The 14,782-nt window shown below is 35.8% G+C and carries 16 protein-coding genes; all 16 read left to right on the top strand.

What is annotated here, in order from left to right; translation table 11 throughout:
* The first annotated feature begins 61 nt into the window (after nt 1–61).
* A complete protein-coding gene (rnc, locus tag LY60_RS03860) occupies nt 62–775 on the top strand; it encodes a ribonuclease III (protein ID WP_145080260.1) in 714 nt (237 codons plus the stop codon).
* Nucleotides 768–1,844: an elongator complex protein 3 gene (locus LY60_RS03855; RefSeq protein WP_145080257.1), complete on the top strand. Its 1,077-nt coding sequence runs from the start codon at nt 768–770 to the stop codon at nt 1,842–1,844. The genes rnc and LY60_RS03855 overlap by 8 nt, the downstream gene beginning before the upstream one ends.
* Nucleotides 1,845–1,852: 8 nt before the next feature.
* Nucleotides 1,853–5,413: a chromosome segregation protein SMC gene (gene smc / locus LY60_RS03850; protein WP_145080254.1), complete on the top strand. Its 3,561-nt coding sequence runs from the start codon at nt 1,853–1,855 to the stop codon at nt 5,411–5,413.
* 109 nt (nt 5,414–5,522) lie between these two features.
* Nucleotides 5,523–6,452, top strand: a complete 930-nt coding sequence (ftsY, locus tag LY60_RS03845; RefSeq protein WP_145080251.1) for a signal recognition particle-docking protein FtsY — start codon at nt 5,523–5,525, stop codon at nt 6,450–6,452.
* A gap of 224 nt (nt 6,453–6,676) precedes the next feature.
* Nucleotides 6,677–7,024, top strand: a complete 348-nt coding sequence (ylxM, locus tag LY60_RS03840; RefSeq protein ID WP_145080248.1) for a YlxM family DNA-binding protein — start codon at nt 6,677–6,679, stop codon at nt 7,022–7,024.
* Nucleotides 7,025–7,030: 6 nt separating this feature from the next.
* Entirely contained in the window at nt 7,031–8,389 is a 1,359-nt protein-coding gene (gene ffh, locus LY60_RS03835; RefSeq protein WP_145080245.1) for a signal recognition particle protein, read from the top strand.
* A gap of 112 nt (nt 8,390–8,501) precedes the next feature.
* Nucleotides 8,502–8,765, top strand: coding sequence for a 30S ribosomal protein S16 (gene rpsP / locus LY60_RS03830; RefSeq protein WP_019227126.1), 264 nt, complete (start codon nt 8,502–8,504; stop codon nt 8,763–8,765).
* An 11-nt stretch (nt 8,766–8,776) separates the two neighbouring features.
* The gene (locus LY60_RS03825) at nt 8,777–9,007 is read left to right on the top strand and encodes a KH domain-containing protein (protein WP_019227125.1); all 231 of its coding nucleotides are present in this window, start codon (nt 8,777–8,779) and stop codon (nt 9,005–9,007) included.
* A 24-nt stretch (nt 9,008–9,031) separates the two neighbouring features.
* Entirely contained in the window at nt 9,032–9,532 is a 501-nt protein-coding gene (gene rimM / locus LY60_RS03820) for a ribosome maturation factor RimM (RefSeq protein ID WP_145080242.1), read from the top strand.
* The gene (gene trmD, locus LY60_RS03815; RefSeq protein ID WP_019227123.1) at nt 9,529–10,245 is read left to right on the top strand and encodes a tRNA (guanosine(37)-N1)-methyltransferase TrmD; all 717 of its coding nucleotides are present in this window, start codon (nt 9,529–9,531) and stop codon (nt 10,243–10,245) included. The genes rimM and trmD overlap by 4 nt, the downstream gene beginning before the upstream one ends.
* Nucleotides 10,246–10,346: 101 nt before the next feature.
* Complete coding sequence (rplS, locus tag LY60_RS03810) at nt 10,347–10,694, top strand: 50S ribosomal protein L19 (RefSeq protein WP_019227122.1); 348 nt, start codon at nt 10,347–10,349, stop codon at nt 10,692–10,694.
* Nucleotides 10,695–10,738: 44 nt separating this feature from the next.
* On the top strand, nt 10,739–11,599 hold the full coding sequence (gene ylqF / locus LY60_RS03805) for a ribosome biogenesis GTPase YlqF (RefSeq protein ID WP_145080238.1): 861 nt from the start codon (nt 10,739–10,741) through the stop codon (nt 11,597–11,599).
* Nucleotides 11,600–11,701: 102 nt separating this feature from the next.
* On the top strand, nt 11,702–12,334 hold the full coding sequence (locus tag LY60_RS03800; protein WP_145080235.1) for a ribonuclease HII: 633 nt from the start codon (nt 11,702–11,704) through the stop codon (nt 12,332–12,334).
* A gap of 10 nt (nt 12,335–12,344) precedes the next feature.
* Nucleotides 12,345–12,767 (top strand): acyl-CoA thioesterase, encoded by a 423-nt coding sequence (locus LY60_RS03795; protein WP_145080232.1) that lies wholly within the window; start codon nt 12,345–12,347, stop codon nt 12,765–12,767.
* Between the two features lie 93 nt (nt 12,768–12,860).
* Entirely contained in the window at nt 12,861–13,526 is a 666-nt protein-coding gene (deoC, locus tag LY60_RS03790) for a deoxyribose-phosphate aldolase (RefSeq protein ID WP_145080229.1), read from the top strand.
* Between the two features lie 85 nt (nt 13,527–13,611).
* Complete coding sequence (locus LY60_RS03785; RefSeq protein ID WP_145080227.1) at nt 13,612–14,718, top strand: BMP family lipoprotein; 1,107 nt, start codon at nt 13,612–13,614, stop codon at nt 14,716–14,718.
* Nucleotides 14,719–14,782: the final 64 nt, after the last annotated feature.

The raw sequence follows: 14,782 nt of genomic DNA, 5'->3' as shown, positions 1-14,782 counted from the left end.
TTATTATATTTATGAAACTTTTCGTGAGCATAATAAACAATTATAATCATTGGGAGGAACAGTGATTATAGATATTAAGGAACTAAACGAATTTGAGGAAATAATCGGTTACAGTTTTAAGAACATTGAAATATTGGAAAAATCTCTTACACACAGCTCCTATTCAAATGAAGATAAATCATACAGCAAGGTAAACAACGAAAGGCTTGAATTTTTAGGTGATGCTGTATTAAGTATTACTGTAAGCCGCTTCATTTTTGACAAATTTCCGGAATATCCGGAAGGAGACCTTACAAAATTAAGATCTCAGGTTGTGTGCGAAGATACATTAAGCCTTGTTGCAGCAAATCTTCAAATTGGAAGATTCCTTCTCCTTGGAAAGGGTGAGGAAGCATCAGGAGGACGAGAAAGAAAATCAATACTTGCCGATGCTGTAGAGGCAATAATTGCAGCAATTTACATTGACGGAGGATACAGAAAGGCAGAGGAATTTGTTCTTGACAATCTCACAAAGTATATTCAGCTGGCGGTGAAAGGAAAAATAGTCACAGATTTTAAATCATATCTTCAGGAATATTACCAGAGCAAAAGTCAGTCGTGCAAAATCAGATATGTGGTGACAAAAGAAGAAGGACCTGACCATGAAAAGATGTTCCATGTAAATGTCCTTGTTAACAAGACCGTTGTTGGTAAAGGAACAGGTAAAAGCAAGAAGCTTGCTGAACAAGATGCCGCTAAAAATGCATTGAAGTCAGAAGGTCAGTTAAATGAATAAAAAAATGAAAATAATTCCTGTGTTTGTTCCTCATATTGGATGTCCTAATGACTGTGTGTTCTGCAATCAGAAAAAAATTACAGGCATGGGCACAGTTGCCCCAAGCGGCAAATATGTCAGAGATATTGTGGAAGAATACAGAAAAACAATCAATGAAGACACATACACAGAGCTGGCATTTTTTGGGGGATCTTTTACGGCAATTGATATAAATCTGCAGGAAGAGCTTCTTGCTGCAGGTAAACATTACAAGGACATGGGAGTTGTTGATTCTATAAGGTGTTCTACAAGACCTGATGCCATTACAGACGATATTTTAATATTGCAGAAAAAATACGGTATGGACATCATAGAACTTGGAATTCAAAGTCTTGATGACGAGGTTCTTAAGAAATCAAACCGTGGTCACAGCAGAAATGATTCAATAAATGCCAGTATGCTCATAAAAAAACACGGATTTGTTCTGGGTCATCAGATTATGCCTGGACTTCCGGGAAGCACAAGAAAAAAGGATATAAAAACTTGTCTTGATTCCATAGCAATGCATCCTGACATGGTTAGAATTTACCCCACCCTTACAATCAAGGACACGGAACTTTTAAACATGTATGAGGAAGGTGCTTACAAGCCCCTCTCTTTGGAAGAAGCCGTTGATATTTCAGCAGAAATTTACAGCCATTATGCTGTAAACAACATAAATGTTATAAGAATAGGCCTTCAAAACTCAGATTCCATCAATGAAGGGGAAGATGTGGCTGCAGGTCCGTTTCATCCTGCCTTCAGGCAGCTGGTTGAAGAAAAATTATATTTGTCTTCTTTAATTGCAGCTTTAAAAAATGAAGAACTTAATGACAAACATATAATAATAGAGGCTGATGACAAGCTCATGAGTTTTCTTGCAGGACAAAAAAAGTCAAACGTTAAAAAACTCATGGAAATTTTTCATCTAAAGCAAGTTTCATTTAAAAAATTAAACAATTCTGACGAAATAATAATATATGACAAAAATAAGAAAATAGGAAGTTTTGACAAAAGCCTTATTTTTCAAAACTATCTAGATCTGCAATAGGGGGAAATATGTTTTTAAAAAAGGTATATGTCAATGGATTTAAATCTTTTGCAGAAAAAACTGAAATTGTAGTTGAACATGGAATAACTGCAGTTGTAGGTCCAAACGGAAGCGGCAAAAGCAACATATCCGATGCAATCAAATGGGTTCTTGGAGAGCAAAGTGCCAAGTCTTTAAGAGGGGGCAAAATGGATGATGTTATTTTTGCAGGAACTGAAAAGAGAATGCCTCTGGGATATGCAGAAGTAAACCTGATTTTTGACAACGAGTCAGGAATTATTCCTGTGGAATACAAGGAAGTTAGCATCAAAAGAAAGCTTTACAAAACAGGCGAAAGCGAATATTACATAAACAAGCAGCAGTGCAGGCTTAAAGACATCAAGGAACTGTTCATGGACACGGGTATAGGAAGAGACGGCTATTCATTTATAGGACAAGGCCGTGTTGAGGACATCTTAAGCCCTAACTCTGAAACAAGAAGACAGGTTTTTGAAGAAGCCTCAGGTATTGTAAAGTACAAGTCAAGGAAGGAAGAATCTGAAAGAAAGCTTGAAAAAACAAGCGACAATCTTGACAGAATCGAAGATATAATCCATGAGCTTGAAGAGCGCATTGAGCCTCTTCACGAACAAAGCAAGCGTGCAAAGCAGTACATTGACATCAAAAACAATTTAAAGATGTATGAGCTTAACTATCTGGCCCATGAATACGAAAAGCACAACGAGCAGCTCAAAGCCCTTGAAAATCAAAAGAACATTGCAATTGAGGAAAAACAAAATCTCCAAAAAAGAAGGGATGCCATTGCTGAAACAATTGTATCTCAAAAGGAAAAAATAAGCGACCTTCAGTTAATAATTAAGGAGCTTGAAGCTGAAAGAGACATAAAAGCCAAGGAATTTGAAAGCTGTCAGAGCCTGTGTCAGGTTCATCGTGAAAAGAAAATACTTTACAAGAGCAACATTGAAAACATAGAAAAAGAAATAGAAGAGACAAACAAAAGAAATGCAGCTCTAAATGAAAGTATAGAATTGTTGTGTGCAGAAAAAAATGACCTTGAAGAAACATTGAACAAAGACACTGAAAAGTTCAACTTAATGAATGAGGAAATCAAGGAATACAAAGCTAAAATTGACGATGTTGTAGCAAAAATCGAGGAACAAAAAAGCAGCCTTTTCGAGCTTCACAAAGAAATAAACAAACTGAACAGCCAGAAAAGCACTATTGATTCATTCATTTCTAACGATGAAGAAAGAATTGAACATCTTGCTAAAGAAGTGTCCACAGAAGAAGAAGACATGAAAAGTAAGCTTGACATAATCACAAAGCTTAAGGAAGAGCAGGAAAGTACAAAAGAATACATAGCTGAAAAAAGAACCGAGCTGGATAAAGAATCCGGTAATCTCAGTAAAAAGGAAAATGAAAGAGAATCTCTTAATCAAGACATCAAAAAGACTGGTGAAGACCTAAGCAGCGCCAGGTCCAAAATGAACATACTTTCAAACATGGAAGCTTACTATGACGGATACTACAAAAGTATCAAGACTGTAATGAACAACAAGGACAAGGAACCTGTTTTAAAATCCATACTTGGAACAGTGGCAGACATTATTAAGACTGAAAAGGAATATGAAACTGCAATTGAAATAGCTCTTGGTTCAGCAATTCAAAATATAATTGTAAAAACTGAGCAGGAAGCAGGCAATATAATTGATTATCTTAAAAGAAACAAGGTGGGACGAGTTACATTCCTGCCAATAAACATGCTTCAGGAAAGAGGATTGTCTGCAAAAGAGCAGGAAGTTCTCAAGGATAAAAGCGTAATCAATACTGCTGATTTGCTTGTAAACACAAATCCGGAATTTGAAAGAGTAATTAAGTTTCTGCTTGGCAGAATCCTGGTTGTTGACAACCTGGACAACGGATTTAAAATTTCAAGACGTCTTGGGAACTCATTAAAAATAGTCACACTTGCAGGAGATGTGATCAATGCAGGGGGTTCCGTAACAGGTGGACACATAAGCAGCAACCAAAACCTTTTGGGAAGAAAAAGAGAAATTGAAGAATTGAAGGAAGCTGCAGAAAAATATTCCGCTCTTTTAAATGATAAGAATGATAAATTAAACAATGCTATAAAAGCAATCAAAAATATAAGCGAAGCAATCAGTGATATTAAGGCAACAATAAACGACAAAACAAATTTAATTGGAATGAACGCTTCAAAGATAAACATGCTTCAGGAACAAGCGGACAAGACTGCTTCGGCCATAAAAAAATACACTGAAGAAATGCATTATATACAGGAAGAAAGTACAAAATACAAAGAAGACCTTAAGAAAATATTTTTACAGACGGAAGAGCTTAAAAAACAAGTCGAAGAAAAAGAAAAGGCAATTGAAGCAATTTCTCTGGAAAATGAAGCAAATAAAACAAAGTATGATGAATACAACGCTGTTATTTTAGGTCAGAGAGATCATGTTGCTGAAATAATTCAGCAAATAAAGCTGAAGGAAGAAAAAATCAACAACATACAATCTGAAATTGAAAGAAACAACATGCTTAAATTTTCAAAGGATGAAAATTTGAAAAGCATTTACACAGAAATCCTTACTGCTGAAAATGCAATTGCTGATTTTAGCAAAAAAGCAGAAACACTCAAGGAAGAAATAAACAAGATTAATGAAGTTTTCAAAACGAACAAGGAAAATCTTGATATTAGCCAAAATGAAATATACGAATACCAGAATAAAATAAATGAAGCAAACAAAACAATCACAGAAATTCTTGATGATGAAAACAAGATGAATGTGAAAATTGAAAGAGAAATTTCAAAGGTTGAAGAAATATCCTCGAAACTTTGGGAAGACTATGAATTAAACTACGCCATGGCTTTAAAGTATAAGGATGACTCCATAAGTCAGTCAAGACTGTACAGTGAAGTTAATGCATGCAAAAAAGCAATTAAGGACCTTGGAAACATAAACATAGACGCAATTGAAGAATATGAGGAAGTTAAGGAAAGGTATGACTTCCTTAAAAGTCAGCAAAAGGACCTTGTAGATGCCAAGGAACAGTTAAATAACGTTATAAAAGAACTTGAAGTTCAAATGCGTGATAAGTTCGTTGAGGAATTTGCCAGCATCAGAGTTAAGTTTAATGAAGTGTTCAAGAAACTTTTCAACGGAGGAAACGGAGACGTGTATCTGGAAGACGAAGACGATGCACTCAACAGCAACATTGAAATAACGGTCCAGCCTCCAGGAAAGAAACTCAGCAAAATAACTCTTTTATCAGGAGGAGAAAAGGCTCTTACGGCCATTGCACTTTTGTTTGCAATTTTAAAGACAAAACCAACACCATTCTGCATCCTTGACGAGATTGAAGCAGCACTTGATGATGTAAACATAAATCGCTTTTCTCAATATTTGAAGGAATTTTCAAGAGAAACTCAGTTTATAGTAATAACTCACAGAAAAGGAACAATGGAATGCGCAGACACTCTTTACGGTGCCACTATGGAAGAAAAGGGTGTTACAAAGCTGGTGTCACTGAAGCTGTCAGACGCCATATAACAATTAAGAGTGAAGAATTAAGAATTAATAATTAAATGTGGAGATTTATGTGAAGCATAAATCTCTACATCAATTATCAGTATTCATTATTCATAAAAAAGGAGAACACATGGATAAGGAAAAAGAAAAGAAGGGCTTTTTTGCCAGGTTAAAAGAAGGCCTTTCAAAAACAAAAAAAAACCTAACTGAACAAATTGAAAATATTGTATTTGCACACAGAAAAATCGATGATGAATTTCTGGAGGAGCTTGAAGAAATTCTTATTACTTCTGACATGGGAATGGAAACTACCATGGACATCATTGAATATATCAAGCAGGAAGTAAGAAAAAACAAGCTTGAAGACACTTCTGAAATTAAAAATGTTATAAAAAAATATCTTGTGAACATGCTTGAAGAACACGAAGACAAAGAACCAACTGAAAATCAGCAAAGAGTAATACTTATTGTAGGAGTTAACGGAGTTGGTAAAACAACTTCCATTGGTAAATTAGCATACAGGTTCAAGGAGCAGGGCGAAAAAGTAATTGTTGCAGCAGCAGACACATTCAGAGCAGCAGCAGTTGAGCAGCTGAAAGAGTGGTGTACAAGGGCTGATGTAGAAATAATTGCTTCAGAAAACGGCACTGATCCCGGAGCTGTTATATTTGATGCCATTCAGGCTGCTAAGGCCCGCAAAAGCGACATACTTATTTGCGACACAGCAGGAAGACTTCACAACAAGAAAAATTTAATGAATGAATTGAGCAAGATTTTCAAAATAGTAGACAAGGAATTTTCGGAGGCGAAAATTGACGTATATCTTGTAATAGATGCTACAACAGGTCAAAACGGCATCATTCAAGCGAAGCTTTTCAGCGAAACTTGCAGCATAAATGGCCTTATTCTCACAAAGCTTGACGGCACAGCCAAGGGCGGAATTGCATTCCCTATAGTCAATGAACTTAAGATACCTATAAAGTATGTTGGAGTAGGAGAAAAAATCGACGACCTTCAGGACTTCAATGCAGAAGACTTTGTGAATGCCATCTTTGAATAATCAATGAAGAGTGAAAAATGAAGAATGAAGAATTATTGATTGAAATCAGGCTTTTGCCTGATTTCTTCGTTTAATTCTTAATTCTTAATTCTTAATTCTTAATTCTTAACTCTTAATTCTTCATTTAGAAAATTTTTTAAAAAATTTTCTAAAAACAGTTGACAAAGAAGACAAAGTGAGGTAAAATTCACTGTCAAGCAAAATACTTTACAGTAGGTGGTTATATGTCAGAGAAAAATTTTTTATATAGCATCCTGTACGATTATTATGGAGATTTGCTTAAAGACAATCAGGCAAACATAATAGACCTTTATTACAATCAGGACCTGAGCTTATCTGAAATTGCCGAAGACATGAACATCAGCAGGCAAGGTGTCCACGATGCATTGAAAAAGGCTGAAAAGAGTTTGACAGAGTATGAAGAAAAAATGAAACTTCATTACAAGTATGACAGATATTATAAAGCAGCTGAAAATATTTTAAGGCTGTGCTCACTCATAAATGACGAAAAATACAAAGATACTGTTGAAAATATAGTTAACGAAGCCGGAAAAATATTAAACGAAGGGTAGAATCGAATGTTTGAGAATTTATCTGATAAACTGCAAAGCACGCTGCAAAAGCTAAAAGGCAAAGGAAAGCTTTCTGAAAAAGATATAGACCTTGCAATGAAGGAAGTTAAGATGTCCTTGCTTGAAGCAGATGTAAACTATAAAGTTGTTAAAACATTTGTTAATAACGTAAAGGAAAGAGCATTAGGCTCAGAAGTAATGGAAAGCCTTACACCGGGACAACAGGTTGTGAAAATTGTTCACGATGAACTTGTTAAGACCATGGGACAGCAGGGTGAAAGCAAACTTAAATTTAATCCTAATGACATAACATACTTTATGATGTGCGGTCTTCAAGGTGCAGGTAAGACTACTGCAACCGGAAAGCTTGCAAGAAAACTTAAAAAAGACGGAAAAAAACCACTGTTGGTTGCCTGCGACATATACAGACCAGCTGCCATTAAACAGCTTGAAGTTGTTGGAGAAAGCGTAGGAGTTCCTGTTTTCCAGATGGGCGATAAAACAAGCCCTGTAACAATAGCCAAAGAAGCGACGAAATATGCCATGAAGCACGGCATTGACGTTGTGATAATAGATACCGCTGGTCGTCTGCACATAGATGAAAGCCTAATGGATGAGCTTGTTCAAATAAAACAGACAGTCAAACCGGAAGAAATATTGCTCCTTTTGGATGCAATGACAGGTCAGGATGCTGTAAAGGTTGCTGAAACATTCAACCAGTACCTTGACATAACGGGAGTAATCCTTACAAAGGTTGACGGCGACGCCAGAGGCGGAGCTGCATTGTCCATAAGAAATGTTGTGGAAAAACCTATTAAGTTCCTGTCAGTGGGCGAGAAAATGGATCAGCTTGAAATTTTCTATCCTGACAGAATGGCTTCAAGAATCTTAGGCATGGGAGATGTCCTTTCAATAATTGAAAAGGCACAGGATGCTTTTGATGAAAAACAAGCCATAGAAATGCAGAAGAAGCTAAAGAAACAAGACTTCAATCTTGATGACTTCTTGCAGCAGCTTCAGCAGATGAAAAACATGGGACCTCTTGAAGATTTGCTTGGAATGATTCCGGGCATAGGACAGAACAAAAAGCTTAAGGATTTGAAAATCAATGAAAAAGAACTGGTTTTCACTGAAGCCATAATACAGTCCATGACAAAGAAAGAAAGAGCAAACCCAAACATCATCAATGGAAGCAGAAGAAAAAGAATTGCAGCGGGAAGCGGCACATCAGTTCAAAGAGTTAATCAGCTCTTGAAACAATATGATGATATGAAGAAAATGATGAAAAAATTCTCCGCCATGGAGAAAACTATGGGCAAGAAAAAAGGTTTAGGCGGTATGGGCAGATTCAAGATGCCGTTCTAAAGATGGCTAACCCAATTTTTCATAGTGTTTTTTCTGAAAAATGATGTATTACAGTTGTTGGAATTAGGATTTTCCTTTTTCATATATAAAAAGATTATAAGGAGGTGACAATATGTCAGTTAAAATTAGATTAAAAAGAATGGGTTCTAAAAAGAAACCTTTTTACAGAATAGTAGTTGCTGATTCTCGTTCTCCAAGAGATGGACGTTTCATTGAAGAAATAGGATTCTACAATCCAGTTTCTGAACCAAAAGAAATAAAAATCAACGATGAAAGCGCAATAAAATGGTTGAACAACGGAGCAAAACCTACAGATACAGTTAGCATGTTATTCAAGACTAACGGTATTTATGAAAAAAGAGATGAAAATAAATAAGAGGTGATATAATGGGTGAATTAGTAGAATATATAGCAAAATCACTAGTTGATAATCCCGATCTTGTAACGGTCAATGAAGTTGAAGGCAGTCAATCACTGATAATAGAATTAAAAGTTGCTCCTGATGACATGGGTAAGGTAATCGGAAAACAAGGCAGAATCGCAAAGGCTATAAGAACTGTAGTCAAAGCTGCTGCCACAAAAGAAAACAAAAGAGTTATAGTTGAGATTATTCAGTAGTTCCATGTAAGGACAGAGGTAAAGATGAAAGAATATATAAAAGTTGGAAAAATAGTAAACACTCATGGAGTCAAGGGATGTTTGAAATGCATACCATTGACCGATGATATGGAAAGATTTGATGAACTTGAGTATGTCTATACTGAAAAAGACAACAAAAAGCGAAAAATCAAAAATGTGTGGTACCGCAAAGGATTGGTTTATCTGGAGCTTGAAGATATCAATGATATGGATGCTGCAGAATCTCTAAGGAACACATTTATTTCCATATATGAGGACCAGCTTAGAGAATTGCCTGAAGGTTCTTACTATTTGTTTGACCTTGAAGGCATGGAGGTATATTCTGATTTAGGAGAATATATCGGAAAGATAAGTGAAATTTATCAGACCGGAGCAAATGATGTCTATGAAGTTGTAGACAAAAATAAATCATATTTGATACCTGCTGTCAAGGAAGTTGTCAAGGAAGTCAGCGTTAAAGAAAAGAAAATGGTTATACATGTCATTGAGGGGTTGCTGGAATGAAATTTGACATAGTTACATTATTTCCAGAGCTTATTGATATTTATACAAAAAACGGAATCATCGGCAGAGCTGTTGAAAACAGCCTGTTTAACATTGGATATGCCAATCTTCGGGATTATTCTGAAGACAAGCATAAAAAGGTAGATGATTATCCCTATGGCGGTGGACCCGGCATGCTTATAAAGCCTGAGCCCATGTTTAACGCCCTAGATGCTATAAAAAAAGATAATTCATATATTATTTATTTATCACCAAAAGGCAGTTTGTTTAATCAAAATAAAGCAAAAGAACTATCCAAAAAAGAGCATATTGTGCTCATTGCAGGGCATTATGAAGGCATAGACCAAAGAATCATCGACAGATATGTGGATGAGGAAATATCTATGGGAGATTATGTCCTTACAAGCGGCGAGCTTCCTGCACTCATGCTTATTGATGCAGTCGGAAGATTGTTGCCTGGAGTCTTGGGATGTGATGAATCTTCTGTTGAGGAATCTCACAGCGGAAGTTTACTGGAATATCCGCAATACACCAGACCGGAAAAATATAAAGACATGGAAGTTCCGGAAATTTTATTGTCCGGGCATCATAAAAATATAGAAGAATGGCGTTTATATAAGGCAATTGAAATTACCTTAAAAAGACGTCCTGATATGATAAAGGACAGCAGCATAATTGAAAAATACAACAAATTATCTGTGAAATACAAATAAAGGTTGTATGTGTTCAAGCTCTGTGATATAATGCACTAGAGTATACGGCGGTCCTCTGTACAAAGAGTAACAAGAACGCTTAGGCGAAGGGAGGTATACAAATGGACTTAATTAAATCTATAGAAAACGAACAGCTTAAAGGTGATGTTACACCTTTCAATGTTGGAGATACAATAAAAGTACACGTTAAAATAAAAGAAGGTAACAGAGAAAGAATCCAGGTTTTCGAAGGCGTTGTTATTAGAAGACAACATGGAAGCAACAGAGAAACTTTTACAGTAAGAAAAATTTCTTACGGAATCGGAGTTGAAAGAACATTCCCTGTACATTCACCAAAGATTGAAAAAATCGAAGTAACTAGACGTGGTCAAGTTAGACGTGCTAAATTGTTCTACCTGAGAGAAAGAACTGGTAAGGCAACTAAAGTTAAAGAGTTGAAGAATTATTAATTGAGGGCGGATGTCCTCAATTTTTTTTGAAAGAAGAGGTATATATGAATATAAATTGGTATCCGGGTCACATGAAAAAAACAAAAGATCTGCTTCAGGAAAACATAAAGCTGGTCAATATTGTAATTGAAGTAATAGATGCGAGAATTCCTGCAAGCAGCAAAAATCCGGACTTTGACAGTTTGTTCAGGGATAAGAAAAGGCTCATAGTTTTAAATAAATACGACCTTTCAGATCCAAACATAAACAAACAGTGGGAAGAGTATTACAGAAGCAAGGGTTGGAGCGTTGTTCTTTACAACTCAACAAACAACAAGGAATTAAAGAAACTGGAAGCAGCAATTGCTGAAGCTTCAAAGGAAATTGTAGAACGATATAAAAGTAAAGGAATTCTTAACAGGACCATAAAAGCAATGATAGTCGGAATCCCAAATGTGGGCAAATCAACTCTCATAAATTCCCTTTGCAAAAGAAAAAGTGCCAAGACAGGAAACATGCCGGGCATCACAAAGGGCAAGCAGTGGATACATCTTGCCGGCAACATTGATCTTTTAGATACGCCTGGAATACTGTGGCCGAAATTTGAAGATAAAATTGGTGCTTTGAATCTTACATTTACAGGAGCCATAAAGGATGAAGTGCTTGAGCTAGAAGAAATTTCATTGAAGTTTGTTGAAAAAATGATTGAAATGGGTAAAGTCAATGCAATACTGGAAAAGTACCAAATTGAAGCAGGAAATAAGCCCCTTGATATTTTAGATAACATTGCATCTAAAAAAGGATACATTCTACCTAACAAGGACATTGATTATTTGAGAGTTGCAAATCTGTTGTTGAATGATTTCAGAGCAGGAAAATTAGGAAAAATTACTTTAGAAACACCAGGAAATACAATTAAGAGTTAAGAATGAAGAATGAAGAATTAATGAAAAAATCAGGCGGAGCCTGATTTTAACCATCATTCTTAATTATTAATAATTCATTCTTAATTTTTAGATGGAGGGCTTATGCTTACAATTGAAAAAGAAATTTGGGACAAGGGCTTCAATTATATTGCTTGCATCGATGAAGTAGGCAGAGGATGTCTTGCAGGAAGCGTTGTTGCATGTGCTGTTATAATGCCTAAGAACTTATTGATAGAAGGCGTAAATGATTCTAAAAAACTCACTGCCAAAAAAAGAGACAAGATGTACGACCTCATCATGGATGCTGCTGTTGCTGTAGGAATAGGAGAAATGGACTGCACAACAGTTGATGAGATAAACATAAAAAATGCCACAAAGCTTGCCATGATGCAGGCCATAGCAAATTTGAGGGATAAAGAAGGGAATGCTGTAATTCCTGATTATCTTCTCATTGATGCTGAAAAGCTTGATCTTCCCATACCTCAGTCAAACATAATACATGGAGATGCAAGATGCCACGGAATTGCTGCAGCATCTATAATTGCAAAGGTGACTCGCGACAGGCAAATGGAAGAACTGGACAAAGAGTATCCTCTTTACAGTTTTTCTAAAAACAAGGGCTACGGCACAAAGGATCATGTTCAGGCACTTCTTAAGTTTGGACCAATTAAAATTCACAGAAAAACTTTTTTGAAAAAAATTCTTAATACTGACGAACAGTTGAATTTCTTGTAAAGGAGTATTTATGGAAAATACATATATTCACAAAGTTCAATATTATGAAACAGATCAGATGGGAATTGTTCATCACTCAAATTACATAAGATGGTTTGAAGAAGCAAGAATTTATTTTTTGGAACAGTCAAATCTTAATTATGAAAATTTTGAAGCCGAAGGAATAATTAGCCCTGTTACAGCAGTTGAATGCAAGTACAAGTCACCTGCCAGGTTCGGTCAGTCGGTAAATATTAGTGTAAAACTCCAAAACTTCAATGGAATTACATTTTCTATCACTTATGAAGTAACGGACTTTGTCACTGGCGAAATAAGGGCTGAGGGAAGCAGCAGTCACTGTTTTTTAGGAAATGGCGGAAAGCTCATTTCTCTTAAAAAAGAAAGCAAAAAATATTATGACATGTTTTCACTTCTTGTAAATAAACATGAATAATCATAGTAAGATTATTAGTCAGTGACTTTAAATTGACTAATTAGCTTTTTTATGCTAGACTGTAATGGTAAAAAGATAATAAGGAGTAAACAAATGGAACAGATTGAATTGATGAAACATATTGATCACACACTTTTGAAAGCGTTTGCAACGTGGGAAGACATACAAATTCTCTGTGAAGAAGCAATAGAATACAAGACAGCAACTGTATGCATACCACCAACTTATATAAAACGAATCCGACAAAAATACCATGACAAAATCAATATTTGCACAGTTATAGGTTTCCCTTTGGGATATTCGTGCCTTGAATCAAAAATAACGGAATGTGAACAGGCAATCAAGGATGGAGCAGATGAAATCGACATGGTCATAAACATAAGCCATGTTAAAAACAAGGATTATGACAAGGCAAAAGAAGAAATTGAAGCAGTTAAAAAAGCAGCAGGCGAAAAAATAGTTAAGGTTATAATTGAAACATGCTATCTTACAGAAGAAGAAAAAATAGCAATGTGCCATGCTGTTACACAAGCTTCTGCAGATTATATTAAGACATCCACGGGTTTTGGCACAGGAGGTGCAACCATTGAGGATGTAAGGTTGTTTAAAAAACACATAGGTAAAAATGTGAAAATAAAGGCTGCAGGAGGAATTAAAACACTTGATGATTTAGAAGCATTTATCAATGAAGGGTGTTCCAGAATCGGAACCAGCTCAGCGATTAAATTGATAAAAGGCGGTAATGTTAAAGAATATTAACAGGGGGGAGGATATTGTTGTTGTAAATTTTTATTGATTTATTAAATTTATTTAAATTAAAAAACAATAAAATAAGGAGATTATTATGAAAACTTGGAGAAAGATAGCCTCATTAATATTGGCTACAGCAATGGTATTTGCAATGACAGCATGTACAAAGGACCAAGGAAATCAAGCCAGCAGCGACAGTGCATCGGGAAAATATGAAATAGCACTTATTACAGACGTAGGAACAATTGACGACAAATCATTCAATCAGGGAGCTTGGGAAGGCGTAGTTGCTTACGCAGAAGAGAATAAGCTTACATACAAGTATTACAAACCTTCTGAAAAATCAGACGACGCTTATCTTACTTCAATTGATCTTGCTGTTAAAGCAGGAGCAAAAATAATTGTGTGCCCTGGATATTTGTTTGAAAAGCCTGTATACAATGCTCAGGATAAATATCCTGACATAAAATTCATAATTCTTGACGGATATCCTCATACAGGAGACTACACCCCAGTAGTAAAGGAAAACACATTATCTATATTCTATACAGAACAGGAAGCAGGATTTTTGGCAGGCTACGCAGCAGTTAAAGACGGCTATACAAAGATGGGCTTCATGGGCGGAATTGCAGTTCCTGCAGTTATCCGTTTCGGATTCGGATATGTACAGGGAGCTGATTATGCAGCTAAGGAACTGGGACTTGCTGATGGTTCAGTTGAAATCAAGTACACATATGTAGGAAACTTTGATGCAACACCGGAAAACATGGCTAAAGCAGCATCATGGTACAACGAAGGAACAGAAGTTATATTTGCATGCGGCGGAGCCGTAGGAAATTCAGTAATGAAAGCAGCAGAAACAGCAAAAACAAAAGTTATAGGCGTTGACGTTGATCAGTCTTCAGAATCACAAACAGTTATAACTTCATCAATGAAAAATCTGACAAAATCAGTTTACGATGCATTGACTGAATATTACGGCGGAAAATTCAGAGGCGGAGAAATTTTATATCTTGATGCAGGTGTAGGAGGAGTTCAGCTTCCTATGGAGTCTTCAAAATTTGAAAAATTTACTCAAAAAGACTACGATACTATTTACAATAAAATAATAAACAAAGAAATAAAAATACTTGGAGATCAGGACGCTGCAGATGCATCTAAACTTGAAACGACAAAAGTAGTGGTAGATTTAATAGATTAATTTGCATATTCAATTGTAAAAAGTGTCTTCACTAAAATTTAATAATGAAGACACTTTTTTGATA

Source organism: Sedimentibacter saalensis (assembly GCF_007830175.1).
In the GTDB taxonomy this organism is placed as follows: Bacteria; Bacillota; Clostridia; order Tissierellales; family Sedimentibacteraceae; genus Sedimentibacter; species Sedimentibacter saalensis.
This window is presented reverse-complemented; position numbering and strand designations above follow the sequence as displayed.